General features: G+C 72.5%; 18 protein-coding genes and 5 pseudogenes. 9 read left to right on the top strand and 14 right to left on the bottom strand.

The annotated features are described in order from the left end of the window. Positions 1-53: 53 nt before the first annotated feature. From ACWEKM_RS18960 to ACWEKM_RS18950, 3 genes and pseudogenes are all read right to left on the bottom strand, one after another. A pseudogene (locus ACWEKM_RS18960) lies at positions 54-253 on the bottom strand (Lrp/AsnC ligand binding domain-containing protein); the annotation flags it as partial. A gap of 76 nt (positions 254-329) precedes the next feature. Then, a complete protein-coding gene (locus tag ACWEKM_RS18955; RefSeq protein ID WP_451622321.1) occupies positions 330-806 on the bottom strand; it encodes a nitroreductase family deazaflavin-dependent oxidoreductase in 477 nt (158 codons plus the stop codon). Between the two features lie 141 nt (positions 807-947). After that, positions 948-1,088 (bottom strand): hypothetical protein, encoded by a 141-nt coding sequence (locus ACWEKM_RS18950; RefSeq protein WP_451622320.1) that lies wholly within the window; start codon positions 1,086-1,088, stop codon positions 948-950. 253 nt (positions 1,089-1,341) lie between these two features. On the opposite strand from ACWEKM_RS18950, the gene ACWEKM_RS18945 reads away from it, so the two are divergent. After that, positions 1,342-2,007: a pyridoxine/pyridoxamine 5'-phosphate oxidase gene (locus ACWEKM_RS18945; protein ID WP_451622319.1), complete on the top strand. Its 666-nt coding sequence runs from the start codon at positions 1,342-1,344 to the stop codon at positions 2,005-2,007. Between the two features lie 37 nt (positions 2,008-2,044). Here ACWEKM_RS18945 and ACWEKM_RS18940 read toward each other — a convergent pair whose 3' ends face one another. Next, positions 2,045-2,917, bottom strand: a complete 873-nt coding sequence (locus ACWEKM_RS18940; RefSeq protein WP_451622318.1) for a GNAT family N-acetyltransferase — start codon at positions 2,915-2,917, stop codon at positions 2,045-2,047. Positions 2,918-3,043: 126 nt separating this feature from the next. Beyond that, the gene (locus tag ACWEKM_RS18935; RefSeq protein WP_451622317.1) at positions 3,044-3,682 is read right to left on the bottom strand and encodes a GNAT family N-acetyltransferase; all 639 of its coding nucleotides are present in this window, start codon (positions 3,680-3,682) and stop codon (positions 3,044-3,046) included. Between the two features lie 332 nt (positions 3,683-4,014). On the opposite strand from ACWEKM_RS18935, the gene ACWEKM_RS18930 reads away from it, so the two are divergent. From ACWEKM_RS18930 to ACWEKM_RS18920, 3 genes and pseudogenes are all read left to right on the top strand, one after another. Continuing rightward, entirely contained in the window at positions 4,015-5,199 is a 1,185-nt protein-coding gene (locus ACWEKM_RS18930) for a flavin-containing monooxygenase (protein ID WP_451622316.1), read from the top strand. Between the two features lie 56 nt (positions 5,200-5,255). Then, positions 5,256-5,426: pseudogene (locus ACWEKM_RS18925) on the top strand (flavin reductase family protein); the annotation flags it as partial. A 98-nt stretch (positions 5,427-5,524) separates the two neighbouring features. After that, a complete protein-coding gene (locus ACWEKM_RS18920; protein WP_451622371.1) occupies positions 5,525-5,863 on the top strand; it encodes a GNAT family N-acetyltransferase in 339 nt (112 codons plus the stop codon). Positions 5,864-5,994: 131 nt separating this feature from the next. On the opposite strand, the gene ACWEKM_RS18915 is transcribed toward ACWEKM_RS18920, so the two are convergent. Then, positions 5,995-7,326, bottom strand: coding sequence for an MFS transporter (locus ACWEKM_RS18915; RefSeq protein WP_451622315.1), 1,332 nt, complete (start codon positions 7,324-7,326; stop codon positions 5,995-5,997). A 71-nt stretch (positions 7,327-7,397) separates the two neighbouring features. Between ACWEKM_RS18915 and ACWEKM_RS18910 the strand changes: the two genes are divergently transcribed. Further along, entirely contained in the window at positions 7,398-8,462 is a 1,065-nt protein-coding gene (locus ACWEKM_RS18910; RefSeq protein ID WP_451622314.1) for a GlxA family transcriptional regulator, read from the top strand. A gap of 554 nt (positions 8,463-9,016) precedes the next feature. On the opposite strand, the gene ACWEKM_RS18905 is transcribed toward ACWEKM_RS18910, so the two are convergent. The 3 genes and pseudogenes from ACWEKM_RS18905 to ACWEKM_RS18895 all read right to left on the bottom strand — a co-directional run. After that, positions 9,017-9,481, bottom strand: coding sequence for an ATP-binding protein (locus ACWEKM_RS18905; protein WP_451622370.1), 465 nt, complete (start codon positions 9,479-9,481; stop codon positions 9,017-9,019). Positions 9,482-9,499: 18 nt separating this feature from the next. After that, positions 9,500-9,637, bottom strand: coding sequence for a hypothetical protein (locus ACWEKM_RS18900; protein WP_451622313.1), 138 nt, complete (start codon positions 9,635-9,637; stop codon positions 9,500-9,502). 398 nt (positions 9,638-10,035) lie between these two features. Continuing rightward, positions 10,036-10,407, bottom strand: a pseudogene (locus tag ACWEKM_RS18895) (acyl-CoA dehydrogenase family protein); the annotation flags it as partial. A 9-nt stretch (positions 10,408-10,416) separates the two neighbouring features. Here ACWEKM_RS18895 and ACWEKM_RS18890 point away from each other — a divergent pair. Beyond that, positions 10,417-10,602: pseudogene (locus ACWEKM_RS18890) on the top strand (cyclohexanecarboxylate-CoA ligase); the annotation flags it as partial. 102 nt (positions 10,603-10,704) lie between these two features. Here the strand turns inward: ACWEKM_RS18890 and ACWEKM_RS18885 are convergent. Both ACWEKM_RS18885 and ACWEKM_RS18880 read right to left on the bottom strand, forming a co-directional pair. Further along, positions 10,705-11,217, bottom strand: a complete 513-nt coding sequence (locus ACWEKM_RS18885; RefSeq protein WP_451622312.1) for an EF-hand domain-containing protein — start codon at positions 11,215-11,217, stop codon at positions 10,705-10,707. A gap of 159 nt (positions 11,218-11,376) precedes the next feature. After that, the gene (locus ACWEKM_RS18880; RefSeq protein ID WP_451622311.1) at positions 11,377-11,757 is read right to left on the bottom strand and encodes an STAS domain-containing protein; all 381 of its coding nucleotides are present in this window, start codon (positions 11,755-11,757) and stop codon (positions 11,377-11,379) included. 426 nt (positions 11,758-12,183) lie between these two features. On the opposite strand from ACWEKM_RS18880, the gene ACWEKM_RS18875 reads away from it, so the two are divergent. Beyond that, complete coding sequence (locus ACWEKM_RS18875; RefSeq protein ID WP_451622369.1) at positions 12,184-12,762, top strand: RNA polymerase sigma factor; 579 nt, start codon at positions 12,184-12,186, stop codon at positions 12,760-12,762. Next, on the top strand, positions 12,759-14,108 hold the full coding sequence (locus ACWEKM_RS18870; RefSeq protein WP_451622310.1) for a maleylpyruvate isomerase N-terminal domain-containing protein: 1,350 nt from the start codon (positions 12,759-12,761) through the stop codon (positions 14,106-14,108). Before ACWEKM_RS18875 ends, ACWEKM_RS18870 begins: the two co-directional genes overlap by 4 nt. A gap of 317 nt (positions 14,109-14,425) precedes the next feature. Here ACWEKM_RS18870 and purU read toward each other — a convergent pair whose 3' ends face one another. Further along, positions 14,426-15,307, bottom strand: coding sequence for a formyltetrahydrofolate deformylase (gene purU / locus ACWEKM_RS18865; protein ID WP_451622309.1), 882 nt, complete (start codon positions 15,305-15,307; stop codon positions 14,426-14,428). Positions 15,308-15,353: 46 nt separating this feature from the next. Beyond that, positions 15,354-15,854, bottom strand: coding sequence for an SCO4402 family protein (locus ACWEKM_RS18860; RefSeq protein ID WP_451622308.1), 501 nt, complete (start codon positions 15,852-15,854; stop codon positions 15,354-15,356). A 117-nt stretch (positions 15,855-15,971) separates the two neighbouring features. On the opposite strand from ACWEKM_RS18860, the gene ACWEKM_RS18855 reads away from it, so the two are divergent. Further along, positions 15,972-17,297 (top strand): ABC transporter substrate-binding protein, encoded by a 1,326-nt coding sequence (locus ACWEKM_RS18855; protein WP_451622307.1) that lies wholly within the window; start codon positions 15,972-15,974, stop codon positions 17,295-17,297. Positions 17,298-17,321: 24 nt separating this feature from the next. Here ACWEKM_RS18855 and ACWEKM_RS18850 read toward each other — a convergent pair. After that, positions 17,322-18,351 (bottom strand): annotated as a pseudogene (locus ACWEKM_RS18850) (hypothetical protein); the annotation flags it as partial.

Here is an 18,351-nt window from a genome sequence, read left to right as displayed (position 1 = left end):
GGGCGGAGGTCCACATGGGTGGGCCGCCGCCTGCCGTGCTTTGTACGCGCCTCCGCGGGTAGCGGGCGGTCCGCACCACCTGCTTCATGACCAGCATGACCAGCGTGGACGTCAGCCGCCGCACCCCCGGCAGGGTCGCCGACCGCTCGTCGTACAGCCGCCGGACGGCGGCGAGGTCGGCGGTGGCCACCCGCAGCTGCTGGCCGGGGCCGCCCAGCAGCCACGACGCCTCCCGTACGTACTCGACCCAGCCGCCCGCCCCGTAGCCGCAGCCGCAGGTTGACACCTCACGGCCGTCCCGGCCCTCCCGGCCCTCCTGGGCAGAGCGCTCAACGACGACGCAGCCGGAAGACCCGGAGCTGCCGCTCCACCCGGGCCTGATATGTCGCGTACGGCGGCCAGAACATCAGCAGCGCCTGCCACGCCGCCGCCCGCTCCTCGCCCTCCAGCAGCCGGGCCGTGACGGCGATCTCCTCACCCCGCAGGCTGATCGACGCCTCGGGCCGGGCGAGCAGGTTGTACGTCCAGGCCGGATGGTCCGTACGCCCGAAGTTGGACCCGACGAGCAGCCAGCTGCGCCCGCCCTCCTCGGGCAGGCAGGCGAGCGGCGTGCGCCGCGGCAGCCCGCTGCGGGCCCCGGCGGACGTGAGGATCACTCCGGGGAACAGCAGGTCGCTGAGCAGCACCCTGCCCCGGGTGAGCCGGTGGACCGCCCGATCGAGCACGGGCAGCACATGCGGGGCGACCTTCGCGAACCCCCGGGTGACGGACACCCGCTGCACCAGCCGCACCCCGATGACGGCCATCAGACCGTCACCTCCACCCGCCCGAAGACCCCGGCGCAGTCGGCAGCCCGGGGCGCAGCCGGTGGACCGGACCGCTCCGATGTCGCGGAGGGACCTCGCCGGCTCGTTCACCGGCGCGGCCTTCCTGCTCAGGGGTGAGCGTCACTTGCGGTGCTTCCCGTCGCCTTCGGGGCTGCCGCCGTCCGGGGGCGGCGGGGGCGGCGTCCAGGGCCGGCCGGGGAGGTTGTCCCCGTCGCCGCCGCTGCCCCCGTCGCCCCCGCTCCACACGATCAATGCCGTCATCGTCGGACCTTCCCTTGACTCGTACGAGGAACGTGCACGCCTTGCCGACGAACAACTCGGTACTCGGTACCGCTGTAGCCGTGTGACGTGGCGTCAAGCCATCTCGTACGCGTGGTAGTTCACGACACATGGGGTTAGTGAACCACCACGATGCGTGGTATCCAGCCGACAACACCGAGGTAGGCGCCATGCCTCCTGGCTCACCCGGCTGAAGATCCGTCGCCGGAGCGTGGCCGGGGTCATACTCGGGCGCATGGGAACGGATCTTCATGAGTTGTTGCGGTCGTTGCGGGTGTGGGATCCGGTGGTCACGGAGCTGCCGCCCTTCGACCCGGCCGCCGCCCCCGACACCCCCCTGCCCCTGTTCACCGCGTGGTTCGCGGAGGCGGTCGCGGCCGGTCAGCCCGAGCCGCACACGATGTCGCTGGCGACGGCGGGCGAGGACGGCAGGCCGGACGTGCGGATCGTGATGCTGCACGGCGCGGACGCGGCGGGCTGGTCGTTCGCCACGCACGCCACGAGCCGCAAGGGCCGCCAGTTGGCCGCACGGCCGTACGCGGCGCTCGCCTTCTACTGGCCGGTGCTGGGCCGTCAGGTCCGGGTGCGGGGGCCGGTCGCACCGGCTTCGCCGGAACAGAGCCAGGCGGATCTGCACGCGCGTTCGACGGGGGCGCTGGCCGCGGCGCTCACCGGCCGCCAGAGCGATGTACTGCCGTCGCCGGAGGAGCTGCGGCGCGCATCGGAGGCCGCCTGGCAGCGGGCACAGGAGGATCCGACGGCCCCGGCACCGACCTGGACGCTGTACCGGCTCCGCCCGGAGGAGGTCGAGTTCTTCCAGGGGGATGCGAACCGCCGCCACGTACGCCTCATCTATACGCAGAAGGAGGGGCGTTGGGTACGGGAACTGCTGTGGCCGTAACCCCCGCTCCCGCTCCCGCCTACCGAACCGCCCCCGCCTACTGCCCCTCGGCGAAGTCGTACACCGCGAAGTCGGCGACGGGCCGGTAACCGATCCGCTGGTACAGGCCGTTGCTCGTCGGGTTGGCGAGGTCCGCGAACAGCAGGACCTCCTGTGCGCCGGCCTGCTGCGCGGCTCGGCTCACCGTCGCGGTGACCGCACCCGCGTAGCCGCGTCCGCGCAGCTGGGCCGGGGTGTAGACGGTGGTCACCCGGATCTGGCCCGCGTTCTTCGGGGTGAGGGCGGCCATCGCGACGGGGGTGCCGTCGGGGGCCTCCCAGAGGGTGACGCCGCCGTGGGCGATGCGCCGGTCGGCCCAGTCCGCGGAAGAGGTGGCAAAGGCGCTCTGGCCGACCGCCGCCACGAACTCCTCGTACCAGCGCCGCACCCGTTCCCGGTCCGCCGCCCCGGCCACCCTCGCCCGGCCCTGCGGCACCGGCTCCGGAACCGTCAACTCGCCCAGCCGATAGAGCCGTTGCCGCTGCTGGAGGGTGCCGAAGGCGCCGGTCGACGTCCGTTCCCAGGCCGCCGTGAACGCCGCGGCCGTCTCCTGCTCCGCCACCACCCCCGGTACAACGTGGCCGCGCGCGAGCAGGCGGGCGGCCAGTTCCTCGGCCTCCCCGGGTGCGAGCGGCGTCAGATTCAGCGGGTGCGGAGGCGTGTGCAGCAGGGCCGCCCGGACCCCGCCGGCCTCCTCGCCGAGCACGCCGTACAGCGGTTTCCGCTCACCGTAGACCTGCGGTTGGCTGCTGCGCAGGGTGTCGGTCACCGTCAGGGGCACTGTGTGCAGGGCCGGGCGGGAACGCAGGAAGTCCCCGGCCCGGGCGAGGAATTCGCCGAGGTCTTCGGTCAGATACCAGGTGCGGGTCACAGGGCATGCCTCCCTTGGCATCCTCCCCAGCCTGGAGGCAGGGGGCTCGAAAGATCCCCATGATGCCGCCCGCGCCCGTGTCCGCGGCACACCGGCCCCCTACTCGGTCCAGGACGGGTACCCGGTTCAGGACGGGGCGATGTCCGGCTCCGCGTCCGTGGCGAGCCGGGCGTGCAGATGCACGTCCCGGAACGTGTCGTGCCGTTCCGCCGCGAACATCGCGTCCCGCAGTGTCCCCTCGTACCGGAAGCCGCATGTCTGCGCGATCCGGCATGACGCGTCGTGGCCGAGTGCATGGCCGAGTTCCAGGCGGTGCATCCCCAGTTCCGCGAATGCCCAGCGGGCGGCGACGGCGAGCGCCCGCGTGGCGACCCGCTGTCCGCGCGCCTCGGGCAGCACCCAGTAGCCGACGCGGGCCAGGCGCAGGGCGTGGTCGATCGCGTTGACGCCGACGTGGCCGAGTGTCGTGCCCGTGGCCGCGTCCGTGACGCAGAAGGGCACGCAGGAGCCGTCCACCGCGCTCTGCACCTGCGCGCGCAGCGACGCGCGTGCGCCGTCCAGGTCGGCGGCGATGCGCAGCGGGGTGTTCCAGCGCCGGAAGTCGGGATCGGTCCGGCCGCGGAACCAGGCCGTCACGTCGGCGTCCGACCGCACGTCCCACAGGCGCAGCCGCAGACCGTGGCCGTGCGGCTCCGGCTGCCGTGGGACCGGGAGCGGGGCGGGGGTGCGGACGGGGGCTGAGTGGTGTTCGTGCGTCGGGGCCATGGGTTCATTCAAGCCCGTCGGCCGCCGCCCCGGGCCCGGGTCCGGTCACCCGGCCACGGGCCGGAACACCGGCACCCCGACCGGTCGGGATCGTGCGGGCGGTCGGACCGTGGGGGCGGTCGGACCGTGGGGGCGGTTGGACCGTGGGGGCGGTTGGACAGGTCCGCAAGGGCGGTCGGACGGGTCCGTGCGGGCGGGCACCCGGATTCGCGCACATCCGGGTGTGCTACGTCACAGCCCCCGCCCACTCCCCCTACACACGTGATCAATCCGCAACCAATTCCGGTCTTGACCGAGACCCATCAACGTGGAGCGTGATTACGCTCCCGCTCATGGCCGTCTCCCGCACCCCCGCGCAGCCCCCCAAGACCCCCGCCGACCGCCCCGTCTATGTGATCGGCGCCGGACCCGGCGGCCTGGCCGCCGCCCACGCGCTGCGGGCCCGGGGCGTACGGGCCGTCGTCCTGGAGCGGGCCGACCGGGTCGGGGCGTCCTGGCGGCACCACTACGACCGGCTCCATCTGCACACCACCCGCCGTCTGTCGGCGCTGCCCGGACTGCCGATCCCGCGCCGGTTCGGGCGCTGGGTGGCGCGCGACAACATGGTGCGATACCTGGAGAAGTACGCCGAATTCCATGAACTGGAGATCGTCACCGGGGTCGAGGTGTCCCGTATCGAACGGTCGGCCGACGGGACGGGCTGGCTGCTGCGCGCCTCCGGCGGCCGGGAGTTGACCGGCAGCGCGGTGGTCGTCGCCACCGGGTACAACCACACCCCGCGCGTGCCCGACTGGCCGGGGCGCGACGCGTACACCGGCGAGTTCCTGCACGCCGGCGAGTACCGCAACGCCGGGCCGTACGCCGGGCGCGACATGCTCGTCGTCGGGGCGGGCAACACCGGCGCGGAGATCGCCGTTGATCTGGTGGAGGGGGGTGCCTCGCGGGTGCGGCTGTCCGTGCGCACCGGGCCGCACATAGTGCGGCGGTCCACCGCGGGGTGGGCCGCGCAGTACTCGGCCGTGCTGGTACGGCGCCTGCCCGTCGCGCTCGTCGACCGGCTCGCCAGGCCGATGGCGAGGATGAGCGTGCCCGACCTGTCCTCGTACGGGCTGCCACGGCCGGAGACCGGGCTGTACAGCCGGGTCACCGCGGGGGCGATCCCGGTGCAGGACGTGGGCCTCGTCGACGCCGTGCGGGCGGGCCGGATCGAAGTCGTGGCGGCCGTCGAGGGGTTCGAGGACGGGAAAGTGGTCCTCGCCGACGGTGGCCGACTGTCACCCGACGCCGTGATCGCCGCCACCGGATACACACGCGCCCTGGAGGGTCTGGTCGGCCATCTCGACGTGCTCGACGGGCACGGCAGGCCGGTGGTACGCGGCGGACGCAGCCCGAGGAACGCCCCCGGCCTGTACTTCACCGGCTTCACCAACCCCATCAGCGGCATGCTCCGCGAACTGGCGATCGACGCCGAGAAGATCGCGAAGACGGTCGCCGCACGGGCCGTACGGGGAGTGTGAAACGGGCGGCACAGAGACCATGAGGCAGACCACACAAGGAACATGAGACGGGCCGCAGCCAAGCCCCCCGGCTGACCGGCGCCGCCGCATGGATCGACTGCACGATCCACGCCGCCCACCCGGGCGGCGACCATCTGATCGTGATGGGCCGGGTGAACGCATTGGGAACGGACGGCGAGGACGCCGCACCGTTGCTGTTCCATCGAGGGAACTTCATTCGGCCGTAGAATTCCGACCGTTGAGAAAATCGTTAGGACTACAGTCCTTAGAAGTACGCTCCTAAGGTGTCCTCGGGCGTCCTCAGGCCCGTCCCGATGCACTCGGCATTTGTGCAGCGTCTTCCCAATGCGTTCCCGAGGACGGTTTCCCGCCCGCCCCTCCCACCGCACGGAGCGGGGTCGACGGGTACCGCATCGGGGTGCTGGCCCGGCTATTCGTCGTCAGCGACGCGCGCAAGCGCACCGTGGGCGAGCGCCTTGTCCAGACGGCCATGAACTACGGGCTGAGCCACAACCGACGCCTCGTGCTGGACGTCATGGTCAAGGACACAGCCGCCATACGCCTTTATGAGCGCCTCGGTTGGCTCAAAACCGGCCTCACCGCACACCGCTACGGCGACGGGCAGCACATCAACGCCATCTGCTATATGGCACCCGCCATCTAACCGGTCCACGCATGGCAACAGCGGCAATAGGCGGATCGGTTCTCCGCGGAAGGCATGTCCGACCTGGATTCTCCCCCGGCCACGTGAAACACATCCGCCAAACCCGAATGGCATAACCGTCTCGGCCCTGACTAGAGGGTCGCCGATGCGGGTGCCACCGGCCGGCGGCGGATCACCAGGGCCATCAGGGCCGCCGCCGCGCACAGGGTGCCGGAGGCGTACCAGACCATGTCGTAGGAGCCGAAGACGTCGCGGGAGACGCCGCCCAGGTAGGCGACCAGGGCCGCGCCGACCTGGTGGGAGGCGAGTACCCAGCCGAAGACGATGGCGCTGTCCGTGCCGTACTGCTCGCGGCACAGGGCGAGGGTGGGCGGGACGGTGGCGACCCAGTCGAGGCCGTAGAAGACGATGAAGAAGATCATCGGCGGGTGGACGCTCGGCCCGAGCAGCATGGGCAGGAAGAGCAGGGAGATCCCGCGCAGGGCGTAGTACACGGCGAGCAGGCGGCGCGGCTCGAAGCGGTCCGTGAACCAGCCGGAGGCGATCGTGCCGACCACGTCGAACACGCCGATGACCGCGAGCAGCGAGGCCGCCGCCGTGATGGGCATGCCGTGGTCGTGGGCGGCGGGCACGAAGTGGGTCTGGATCAGGCCGTTGGTGGAGGCGCCGCAGATCGCGAAGGTGCCGGCGAGCAGCCAGAAGGGGCCGGTGCGGGCGGCGGCGGCCAGGATGGTGAGCGTGCGCCGGGCGGCGCCGGTGACGGGGGCCGGCTTGGGCACGAACTCCCGTGCGCCGTACGGCTTGAGGCCCACGTCGGCCGGGTGGTCGCGCAGCAGCAGCCAGACGAACGGGACGACCGCGAGGGCGGCCAGGGCGACCGTGACGGCGGCCGGGCGCCAGTCGTACGTCTGGACCGTCCAGGACAGCACCGGCAGGAAGATCAGCTGCCCGGAGGCGGAGGCGGCGGTGAGGATGCCGCTGACCAGGCCGCGCCGCTCGGCGAACCAGCGGTTGGTGACGGTCGCGGCGAAGGCGAGGGCCATGGAACCGGAGCCGAGCCCGACCAACAGGCCCCAGCACAGCAGCAGTTGCCAGGCCGCGGTCATCCACACGGTCAGGCCCGAGCCCAGCGCGATCACCATCAGCGCGACGGCGACCACCTTGCGGATGCCGAAGCGGTCCATCAGCGCGGCGGCGAACGGCGCGGTGAGCCCGTACAGCGCGAGGTTGAGGGAGACCGCCGCGCCGATCGTGCCGCGCGACCAGCCGAACTCCTCGTGCAACGGGTCGATGAGCAGGCTGGGCAGTGAGCGGAAGGCCGCCGCGCCGATGATCGTGACGAAGGTGACAGCGGCGACGAACCACGCGCGGTGCACCGGCATGCGGCGGCCCCGCCACGGACGCTTCGATCCGGGCCCGTCCGGCCGCCGTACGGCCGCCGCGGCATCGCTTGTCTGAGTCACGTCATAGAGCTTCCGGTGCCGGAACGGCTCCAGCGAGTGGCCCGTAGGACAGCCTTCGTTAGGATCGGGCCATGACCGCCGGCCCGGACTTCCGCCCGCACCGTGTCGTCGTCCTCGCGCTGGACGGCCTGCTCCCCTTCGAGCTGGGCATCCCGCACCGTGTCTTCGGCCGCGCCAGGGACGCCGAGGGGAGACACCTGTACGAGGTCGTCACCTGCTCGATCCGGCCGCCCGGACCGGTGGAGACCGACGCCGACTTCGCCGTCCACGTGGCGCATGGCCCCGAGGCCCTGGCCACCGCCGACACCGTCGTCGTCCCGGCCTCGTACCAGCTGGGCCCCGTCCACGAGCAGGGTGTGCTCACCGAGGAGCTGGCCGCCGCGCTCGCCCGGGTCCGCCCCGGCACCCGGCTCGCCGCCATCTGCACCGGCGGGTACGTCCTCGCCGCCGCCGGGCACCTCGACGGCCGCCCGGCGACCACGCACTGGGCCGAGGCGGAGCGCTTCCAGCGGATGTTCCCGAAGGTCAGGGTCGACGCCGACGTGCTGTTCATCGACGACGGCGATGTGCTGACCTCGGCGGGGGTGGCCGCCGGGATCGACCTGTGCCTGCACATCGTGCGCCGCGACCACGGCACCGCCGTCGCCAACGAGGTGGCCCGCCGCATGGTCGTACCGCCGCACCGCGACGGCGGCCAGGCGCAGTACATCCACCGGCCGGTGCCGGACCCGCAGCTGGCCACCACCACCGCCGCCCGCGCCTGGGCGCTGGGCCGCCTCCACGAGCCGATCCAGCTGCGCGACCTGGCCGAGCAGGAGGCCATGTCGGTACGCACGTTCACCCGCCGCTTCCGCGAGGAGGTCGGTGTCAGCCCCGGCCAGTGGCTCACCCAGCAGCGCGTCGAACGCGCCCGGCAGCTGCTGGAGTCCACCGGCCGCTCCGTCGACCAGGTGGCCCGGGACGCGGGCTTCGGCACGGCCCAGTCGATGCGCCAGCACCTCCAGGCGGCGCTCGGTGTCACGCCCACCGCGTATCGGCGCACCTTCCGCGCGGACGGTCGGAAGGCCAGGACCGCCCGGGCCGACCATCTTGCCGCCGCGTCCGCCTGGGCCCTGTCGAAGTCCTCGACCGGGTAGGTCTGGGTCACCAACTCGTCCAGCAGCAGCCGCCCTCGGCGGTCGAGCAGGCGCCCCTTGGCTGCCAGGAAGTTCTCCACGCCCGGCCCCTTCCCGGGATTTCTGACGGTCCGTTGGACTTCATGGTGAACGAGTTCCACGCCATCGCCAAGCGTGTGAACAACTGGGGCCGTTGGGGGCGGACGACGAGATCGGCACCCTGAACCTGATCACGGCCAGAACGAGGATCTCGAAGAGTTGTCCACAGCCTGTGGAGAGGCCGGGCCGGTGCGCCCTTCTGCTGTCGGCGACGCCCGAACCGTACGTCGGGGCGACGGGTACGCCGGTCGCCCCGGTGGCCGTCCTGTGCGGCTGCTTCCGGGGCGCCGGCCCGACCCACGCTCGGCGAGGGCTTCCGTCACCGAGCCCTTGCCGTCCCCTCGCGGCGAATCGCAGACACAAGCGTGATCAAACCGCCACAAGGCGTCAACACCCGTACGAGGATGCAGTACTCAGGCCCGATTCACACAGGGTGCGCACGGATGCATGCACCGGCGCATCACCGCACATCCGGGCTATACCGCCTCGAACGCCAGCCCCTCGTACGCGGATACGCCGCCCCCGTACGCCACCGCCGCGCTCCCCCGGGGCCCGTCGCACCGGTCGAGTTCGCACCAGATGCGCTTGCCCGCGCCCTCCGGGCTCCAGCCCCAGCGGTCGGCGAGGCCGTCGACGAGCGCGAGGCCCCGGCCACCGGTCGCCTCGCCGCCCGCGCACCGCGGCACCGGCGCCCGGGCGCTGGTGTCGGCGACCTCCAGGCGCACCGTGGCCGACTCCGCCGCCGTACCGGGCAGTGAGAGCCGGAGAACGGCGGGACACCCGGTGTGCACCACGGCGTTGGTCACCAGCTCGGAGACGAGCAGGATCAGGATCTCGGCCAGTTGCTCGTCGGCCGCTATCCCGGACCCGGCGAGCCGGGAGCGGGCCCACTTCCGGGCCCGCCCCACCTCCGCGGGGTCGGGCCGGATCTCCAGCTGCACTTGAAGCACCTGCACCGCTCACACCATCCGAACCGGCGGACTCATGGCCCGACGCCATGTGCTCGCCACGACGAGGGCCGCGACGAGCACCACGACGAAGGCCACGATCGTAGCCATTTTCTGCATGGCCAGGACAACGACCACAGCAAGGGTCACGGAACGTGACTCCCTTACGAGACAGCATGGTTGACGTACAGTCACCCCAACAAGCGCTTCGGGCATATTCCAGCGCGAAGGAGTACGCGTGCGGCATACTGTGCGACGCTCGCGACAGGGGTTCGAACGGGCGGGGGCGAAAGCCCCGGTCGCCCTGCGAGCAGCGGTGCGCACCGCCGAATGCGGAGCCACCTCAAGGGCAACACCGGCATGGCTCGTGCTCGGAACCGCTCGCATCCCACACAAGGTACCGGAGGGAACGGCCGACTCCGCGCTGTGACGAGTCACACAGAGGACACAAGCAGGTATCAACGCTCCGTGATCCGGAAATGCCACGATCCGCGGCATCCATGATGGGCGGCACGGCGCTCCCGCGGCCCGGCGAGCTCCCCCGGGCGTCAGCCGACCAGATCGGCGGCGAGCAGTTCCTCGCCCGGTGTGCCACCGCCGCCGCGCCGGGCCCGCGGCCATGCCCGTTTCCGCTGGAGATGGACCTCGGACTCCCAGGTGAAGCCCATGCCGCCAGGCACTTGGAGGCGGTCGCGGGCGCCGCGCACGGCCGCCGCGTCGGCGAGCAGTCGAGCCGCCGCGATGTCCACCGGATCGCCGGTGATGACGGCCACCGCGTACCCGGCCACACGCGCCGTCTGGGCCCGCACCACCATGTCCGCGCACAGGTGTTTGACCGCCTGGAACGCCCCGACGGGCTGTCCGAACTGCTCACGCGTCCGGGCGTGTTGCACAGCCGGTTCGCACATGCGCCTGGCCGTGCGACCGTCGGGGACGGGGAGTTGGCTCTGGAGGCGGTGACGACATACCTGCACGCGGAAGGGCTGTCGGTGCACAAGCTGCCGGAGCAGGTGGAGGCGGAGGTGGAGGTGGTGGAGGCCCTTCCGCGGGGCGGGACGCTGCGGAAGGTACTCAAGTACGGGCTGCGGGAGCGCTTCTCGCGCACCGGACGGTGAGTGTCACCGGGCGAGCGCGCCGCTCCGCGATGCGCGTCACCGGGCGTACGCGCCGCTCGACGGTGAACGTCACCGGACAGGCGCGCCGCTCGGCGATGCGCCTCACTCCGGCACGGTGAAGTAGCGGGCGAACGCGGGGACGATCTCCGTCTCCGTCACCCGGCCGTCGCCGTCGGTGTCGAGCGCCGCGGCCACCGGCCCGGCGACGTCCTCCGGGACGCCGAGGATCCGCAGCACGCGCGCGGTGTCGTCGACCGTGGCCGATCCGTCGCCGTCGGTGTCCGCGACGGCCAGGGCCGCGTGCAGAAAGGGGCGGGCGATCTCGGCGAACCGCTCGGGGCTGTCGCGCAGCCGCTTGACCGCGCCGGTCACGAACTCCCCCCGGGTGATGCGCTGGTCACCGTCCCGGTCCGCTATCCCGGCCATGCCCTGCCAGAACGCCTCGGCGCCCGCGTACAGCGCCTGGCCCTTGTCGGAGCGGGCCGCCGTGCCGAACTCGGCGAGCAGCGCCTTGGCCGCCGTGTTGAAGTCCTCCCGGTCGATCCAGCCGTTGCCGTCCTGGTCGAAGGTGGCGAACCGGGCTGCGATCCGGCGTTCGTACTCGGTGCTGACCATGTGTTCTCGGGCCGCCTTACGTCACGTCGGGGTGCGTCTCGCACGGAGCGTACGACGCCCCGGCCGATCACGGAGCGGGAAAGCGACGCTTGTGCCAAGACCGGGGGAATTCCGCGACAACAGTGTCATGCCGAGAAGCCGAGAAGAGGGGCGGCGGTGTCATGCCGACAGGGGGCCGGCCTCCTCCGCGGTGGCCGTCGCGAGATCGGGGTGGATGTCGAACAGGCGGCGCACCCCTAGGGCGCCGAGGACCCGGTTGACGTGCGAGCCGTCGTCGGCACCCCGGGCGGGCAGGATGAGCCGCAGCCCGCCGCGGCAGGAGCGGATGAGACGACGCGTGGCTATCAGCACGCCGACCCCGCTGGAGTCACAGAAGAAGACCTCGGAGAGGTCCACCACGAGCCGCCGCCGGCCCTCGGCCACCGCGTCGTGCACCCGCTGGCGCAGCACCGGCGAGGTAACCAGGTCCAGTTCGCCCGACACTCGGAGCACGGCCCAGCCGCCGTGCTCGTCCTCGGTCACTGTGAACGCCACCACCACGCCTTTCGCTCGCCGGGACGCCCCGGACACCGTCCGGAAACGGACGTTTCTCCTACGCTTGCTTGCAGCGCGGCTGCCCAGCGGCCGGTTCCCCGAAACACGACAGCAGAAACGGAAAGCGGTCCGAAGAGGCTTGTTTTAGTCGTCTTCGATCCTGTTCGATCGAATGTGGACCCGTCGATGGGTGTGGACCCGTCGGACCCGTCGATCGGATGTGGACCTGCCCCCGCGGCGGCCCATTACCACCTGCGGTCCGCCGGGGGCGGGCAATGCCGCAAAGGAGCGTGCCCCGTCGAACGTGCCGACTACATTCGAGGAGACGGTGAAGACACGCTGGACACGGGCACGGGCACCGGCACGGACACCGGCACGGACACGGACACCGGCATGGGCAAGCACACGGACACGGGCACGGGGAGGGGCCGTATGGCGAAGAAGGGCGCACCGCCCCGCTGGGACCGCACGATGCAGCAGCGGCTCGCGCGCGGCGAGGCCGCGGCCCTCGGCGAACTGTACGACCGGTTCGCCTCGCTGGTGCACGGCCTCGCCCACCGCGTGCTCGGCGACGACGAGGCCGCCGACGGCATCACCCGCGAGGTCTTCGCCCACGTCTGGGAACACCCCGACACCTACGACCCCAGGCAGGGGCCCCTGCGCTCCTGGATGGCCGCGCTGGCCCACCGGCTCGCCGTGCAGCGGCTGCGCGCCACCGAGACCGCCGCCCTCACCCACGGCGCCGACGCCGAGACCCACGCCGAGGAACTGGAGCGCAAGGTGCGCCACGCCTCGGTCGCCGCCCGCGCCGACTACATCGTCCACTCCATGCCCGCCCCGCTGCGCGCCGCCCTGGACCTGGCCTACGTCCAGCGCCGCGACTACCGGCAGACCGCCGCCGACCTCGGCGTCACCGAGGACGAGGCCCGCCGCCGGCTCCGCCTCGGCCTGCAACTGCTGTCCACCGCCCACGACGCCGGGACATCGCCGGGATACGGGGGCGCGGTGTGAGCGGCGCGGAGCGGTTCGACGCACCTCACGGCCACGAGGGACCGGACGGCGCGGACGCCGGGAGCGAGGCCGGCAGCGATGCCGGGCGTCCGCCGGGGACGGGCGGGCCCGACGACCCGCAGCCCGGGGCCGGACCCGGACCGGAACCGGACTGGCCGCCGCGCATCCCGCTGCCCCGCGCCTCCGTCGAGGACACCGGGCTGCCGCTGCCCGACCTGGAAGCGGTGCCGCCCGCCCCGCCGGCGCTGCCGCACGGCGTGCTGCGATCACTGCTCGGCGCATGGGCGCTGGCCGCCTGCTCGGCCGCCGAGACCGCCGCCGTCGAGGAGCACCTGGGCGAGTGCGGCAGTTGCGCCGAGGAGGCGCGGCGGCTGCGCGAGGCGGTCGGCCTGCTGCAGCGGCCCGAGAGCCTCGACCTGGACCCGGCGCTGCGCACCCGGGTCCTCGCGAACTGCCTGGACCGGCGTCCGCCGCGCATCCCGCTGCCCGAGTGGGCGACGCCGTACGACGCCGAGACCGCCCGGCTCGACGCGCTGCTCCAGGACATCGGGGACGCCGAGTGGCACGCGCCGGTGCGGCTGCGGTGGTTCGAGGGCGACGCGGCGACGAGCCGTCGTACCACCGTCGCCGGGGTGATCGCGCATCTGCTGTCGGTGGACGGGCTGGTCGCGGTGGCGCTCGGCCTGGACGACCCGGTGGCCAAGGCGGGCGTGACGGGTCCGGCCGCGCGCACCGAGGCGTACTGGCGGGCCTCGCACTTCCCGCCGACCCGTGCCGTGCGGGCGCCCTGGCGGGGGCAGAGCCACAACCTGGTGCGCACGGTGTCCTTCACCGGTGGCGGCGCTGGGAAACTGCCCGTCCAGTACGGCGACTTCACCCTGCCGCTGCACGACGCGATGCTGGACCGGGCCTTCGAGTGCTGGGTGCACGCTGAGGACATCGCAAACGCGGTGGACTACCCGTACGAACCGCCCGCACCACGCCATCTGCACCGCATGATCGACCTGGCCGCCCGGATGCTGCCCGAGGCGCTGGCGGCCCGGCGGCAGGCGGGACTGGCCGCCCTGGACGGCACCCCGCGCCTGGTCGCGGCCGGGCGGCCGGGCCGCAGCCTCCGGCTGGAGATCGAGGGCGCGGGCGGCGGCGAGTGGCTGATCCCGCTCGACTCCCCGGGCGCGGAGGGCTCCGCCGAGCTGGAGGTGGCCCATGTCGCCCTGGACGGCGTGGAGTTCTGCCGGCTGGCCGCGGGCCATGTGCCACCGCAGGAGGCCGCGGCGGGACAGGCCGGGGACCGAGAGGCGATCCGGGACGTGCTGTTCGCCGCGGCTGGGTTGAGCCGGATGTAGCCCATTGTGGGAGCGGGTTGCGGTTCGCGGGCGGCTGCGGGTCGTGGCGGTTGCTCGCGCAGTTCCCCGCGCCCCCCTGAGAGGCCGGACCGGCTGGACCCGCCCGACGGGCACAGGTTCCCGAACTGCCAGGCGAAGACCACCGTGCAGCAGCCGCACAGCAGGATGCGCCGCTCCACTGTGGGGGCGAGTTGCGGTTCACAGGCGGCTGCGGGTCGTAACGGTTGCTCGCGCAGTTCCCCGCGCCCCCTGAGAGGCCGGACCGGCCGAGCGCTCTCGACCGGCACAGGTTCCCGAGCTGCCAGGGCCTGTCGTCCCTAGGCGAAGACCACCGTGCGGCGTCCGTTGAGCAGGATGCGCCGCTCCGCATGCCACTTCACCGCCCGCGCCAGCGCCTGGCACTCCACGTCCCGGCCGATCGCCACCAGCTGGTCCGGGGTGACGTCGTGCCCCACCCGCTCGACCTCCTGCTCGATGATCGGGCCCTCGTCGAGGTCGGCCGTCACATAGTGGGCCGTGGCACCGATCAGCTTCACACCGCGGGCGTGCGCCTGGTGGTACGGCTTCGCGCCCTTGAAGCTCGGCAGGAAGGAGTGGTGGATGTTGATGATCCGGCCGCTGAGCCGCTTGCACAGGTCGTCCGAGAGGACCTGCATATAGCGGGCGAGGACGACCAGCTCGACGTCCTGCTCGCGGACGATCTCCAGCAGACGCTCCTCGGCCTGCGCCTTGGTGTCCTTCGCCACCGGGAGGTGGTGGAAGGGGGTGTGGTACGACTCCACCAGTTCGGCGAACTCGGTGTGGTTGGAGACGACCGCCGCGATCTCCACCGGCAGCGCGCCGATCCGGGCCCGGAAGAGCAGGTCGTTGAGGCAGTGGCCGAACCTGCTGACCATCAGGACGATGCGCATCTTCACGTCGGCCCGGTTGATCTGCCAGTCCATCTGGAAGGAGTCACCGATCGCCGCGAAGCTGGCCCGCAGCTTGTCCACGGTGACCGGGGCCTCCGCCGAGAAGTGCACCCGCATGAAGAACAGTCCCGTGTCGTGGTCGCCGAACTGCTGGCTGTCCTCGATGTTGCACCCGGTCATGAACAGATAGCTGGACACCGCGTGCACGATGCCCTTCTTGTCCGGGCACGAGAGGGTCAGGACGTACTGGTCGGACGGGGCCGCGGCCCGGGTGGACTGCTCGTTCATGCAGGACAGGGTCCCACATCCACCCCGGCGCGGGCGGCATGGTCCGCTACCCGGACCGCGTCATGATGTGCAGCAGCTCAAGGCTCCGCGGCGGCGCCTCGGGGTCGTCCCCGTCGCTCATGGCCATCCGGACGTGCGCGTCCCGCGCCGCCCGCACCGCCTCCGGCCAGCCCTGGTGGTCGAGGTACGCGGCGACCGGCGCGTCCGGGCCCACCTGGTGCATGATGCGCAGCACCCGCAGGACGGCGGTGTCGACGAGCGCCGCCTCCTGGGAGTCCCGGAAGATCGTGCCGACGTACTTCTCGGCGGACCAGCTGTCCAGCCAGGTGTCCTCCACCAGCCGGTACACGGCATCGGTCACGTCCCCGTACCCGTCGACGCCGACCAGCCAGACATCCCGCTGGAAGACCGGGTCGGAGAGCATGTGCAGCGCGGAGCGCACATTGCTGCGCCAGCGCCACCACGGCATGTCATTCAGTGGCATGCCGCCCATGGTGGAGGAGCGACGGCCGCGACGGGAAGAGTTCTCCGAACCTTGCACGGTCACCGATCGTACGTTCCCCGGCAGCGGCACCTGACCGGCCCCCGTAATTCACCTCTATGTCGCTTTTGGTTGACCAAGGATCACTCACCGGTTAGGGATGTGCCGGAATCGTGCATGACCATGACCGGCAGACGACGCATCCGCAGCACCGTCCTCTCCGCCCTCTCCGTCCTCCCCCGACCCGTCAACGCCACCGTGCTGTCAGCCGGCGCGCTGGTGGTCTGTGCCTCGCTCGCCGCCGGATGCGGAGTCATCCCGGGCACCGCGAGCGGCCCCGGGAACGAACCGATCAAGGTGATGACCTGGGCGCCGCAGGACTCCAGCGCCACCAACCGGGCCGGCATGCCCGCCATGGCCTCGGCCTACGCCCGCTGGATCAACTCCCAGGGCGGCCTCAACGGCCGCAAACTCAAGGTCCTGACCTGCGACGACCACAACAACGCGGTGGGCGCGGCAAAGTGCGCCCGGCGCGCGGTGGACGAGAACGTCGTCGCAGTCGTCGGCTCCTACAGCCAGTTCGGCGACTCCTACTTCGCACCGCTGGAGGGCGCGGGCATCCCGTACATAGGCGGCTACGGCGTGACGAACGAGGAGTTCACCAGCTCCCTGTCCTACCCGGTCAACGGCGGCCAGCCGGCCCTGCTGGCGGGCCTCGGCAAGGCGCTCGCCGACAGCTGCGGCCCCGTCGCCCTGGTCCGCCCCGACAGCATCGCCGGCGACCAGCTGCCCGAACTGCTCAACTCCGGTCTGGCCTCGGGCGGGCACGACGCGGCCAAGGACCAGCTCGCGCCCGAGGACGCCACCGAGTACAGCGAGCAGTCCGAGCAGGCGCTCCGGGCGGCGACCGCCGACCCGCTCGAAAAGGGGTGCGTGGTGCCCGCGCTCGGCCGCCGCACGGACACCTTCATGGACTCCTTCCGGCGCGCCCGCGGGGACTACCCGCAGGTGCGGACCGCCACCGTGCTCGGCAGCGTCGACCAGACCGTGATCAACGCGACGGGCGGCGCGAGCGGACCGTACGAGGGCTCGTACATCACCGGCTGGTACCCGGTGGCCTCCGACAAACGCTGGGACGCGATGAAGAAGGTGATCAACAAGGAGGCGTTCGGCGACAACCGCATCGACCCCGCGGACGCCGGAGTGCAGACCACGTGGATCGCCTACACCGCGCTGCGGGCCGTGCTGGAGAAGATCGGCGGCGGTGAGGTGAGCGCCGACACCGTGCGCCGGACCCTGAACTCCGGGGTCAAGGTCAGCACGGGCGGCCTCACCCCCACCCTCGGCTGGCCCCGACAGGGCCAGGGCAAGCTCGCGTCCGTCGGACTGTCCCGCCTGGCCAACGCCCGGGTGACCCTCCAGGTCGTACGCGAGGGCCAACTGGCGGCGGCCAAGGGCGGGGGCGCCGTGGACGTCACCAGGACGCTGCTGAACGCGAACCTCAGCTGAGCCGACCGCGTCCGCCACCCGGCCTCACAGCTGGGTCGGCTGGCGCTCGGTCAGGCCGTACGTCTTCGCGATCGCGTTCCACAGCGGCGCCGCCTTGGCCTTCTCGGCCGTCGCGGTGCCGCTGTCCCGGGTGCCCGCCTGGGTCTGGCCGGTGGTGCGGGCCTGCCCCTTCTTGCAGCCGTGCTTGCTCGCGGTCTGGTCCGCCCAGGCCGCGTAGTGGTCGTCGGCCGACGCCGATGCCTGCCACGCCTTGGTGAGCGCGGTGGTCAGCTCGGCGTGGTTCGGCAGCTTGTCCACGGTCAGCTTCGACAGGCGGGTGACCAGCGCGGTGCGCTGCTTGGCCGCGTCCCGCAGGTCCGAGGCGGCCCCGTCCAGGTTCTGGCAGGTCTTCACGTCGGACACCGCCTTGATCACCGAGGCGCGGCTGTTGCCGCTGTCGGCGAGCAGCTTGTCCAGGGCGACGGCCTGCTGCTCGACGGGGTCGGCGGCGTCGGTGGACGGCGACGGCGACTTCTCGTCGGCGGGGGCCGATGCGGCGACGGTCTTGTTGCGGTCGTTCCGGTCGTCGCCGCCCCCGCCGCTGAGCAGGGCGCCGGCGCCGAACCCGAGGACGACGATGCCGACGCCGACGGCGGCGATCAGCGGCACGCGCGAGCCGGTCCGGCCGCCGCGCCCCCCGCGCCCGCCGCCGTCCTGCCCGCCACGCCGCCCGCCGCCGGGGCCCTGCGGGGCGTACCCGGGCTGCGGCTGGCCGGGGTACGGGTCCTGCGGCTGTTGGAGGGCCGGCAGCTGCTGGGTGGCCGGGGCCGGTCCCGGGTCGGCCGCGGCGCCGCGGAAGAGGTTGTCGAACTCGGCGGGCGGCTGCCGGTCCCCGCCCGGAGCGCCGCCGTACGGCGCGGGCACCGGGGCGATGTACTGCGTGGCGGCCTCGGCGTCGGGGCCGGCTGCCGCGGGCTGCGCCTGGACCGCCCGCCCCAGGAAGCGGGTCTCCTCGGCCGATGCCTCGGGCGGCAGCGCGCCGGGCGCCACCGGCGGCAGGTACTGGGTGGCACCC

Source organism: Streptomyces sp. NPDC004752, from assembly GCF_053601275.1.
The sequence above is the reverse complement of the archived record's forward strand: the minus strand, read 5'-3'. Positions and strand labels throughout refer to the sequence as shown.

Excerpts from the sequence above, each read along its gene's own strand:
- ACWEKM_RS18945 (WP_451622319.1), top strand. The coding sequence starts at position 1,342 with ATGGGAACGGATCTTCATGAGTTGTTGCGGTCGTTGCGGGTGTGGGAT.
- ACWEKM_RS18950 (WP_451622320.1), bottom strand. The coding sequence starts at position 1,088 with ATGACGGCATTGATCGTGTGGAGCGGGGGCGACGGGGGCAGCGGCGGC.
- ACWEKM_RS18885 (WP_451622312.1), bottom strand. The coding sequence starts at position 11,217 with ATGGTCAGCACCGAGTACGAACGCCGGATCGCAGCCCGGTTCGCCACC.
- ACWEKM_RS18875 (WP_451622369.1), top strand. The coding sequence starts at position 12,184 with ATGGCGAAGAAGGGCGCACCGCCCCGCTGGGACCGCACGATGCAGCAG.
- ACWEKM_RS18955 (WP_451622321.1), bottom strand. The coding sequence starts at position 806 with ATGGCCGTCATCGGGGTGCGGCTGGTGCAGCGGGTGTCCGTCACCCGG.
- ACWEKM_RS18930 (WP_451622316.1), top strand. The coding sequence starts at position 4,015 with ATGGCCGTCTCCCGCACCCCCGCGCAGCCCCCCAAGACCCCCGCCGAC.
- ACWEKM_RS18855 (WP_451622307.1), top strand. The coding sequence starts at position 15,972 with ATGACCGGCAGACGACGCATCCGCAGCACCGTCCTCTCCGCCCTCTCC.
- ACWEKM_RS18935 (WP_451622317.1), bottom strand. The coding sequence starts at position 3,682 with ATGGCCCCGACGCACGAACACCACTCAGCCCCCGTCCGCACCCCCGCC.
- ACWEKM_RS18910 (WP_451622314.1), top strand. The coding sequence starts at position 7,398 with ATGACCGCCGGCCCGGACTTCCGCCCGCACCGTGTCGTCGTCCTCGCG.
- purU (WP_451622309.1), bottom strand. The coding sequence starts at position 15,307 with ATGAACGAGCAGTCCACCCGGGCCGCGGCCCCGTCCGACCAGTACGTC.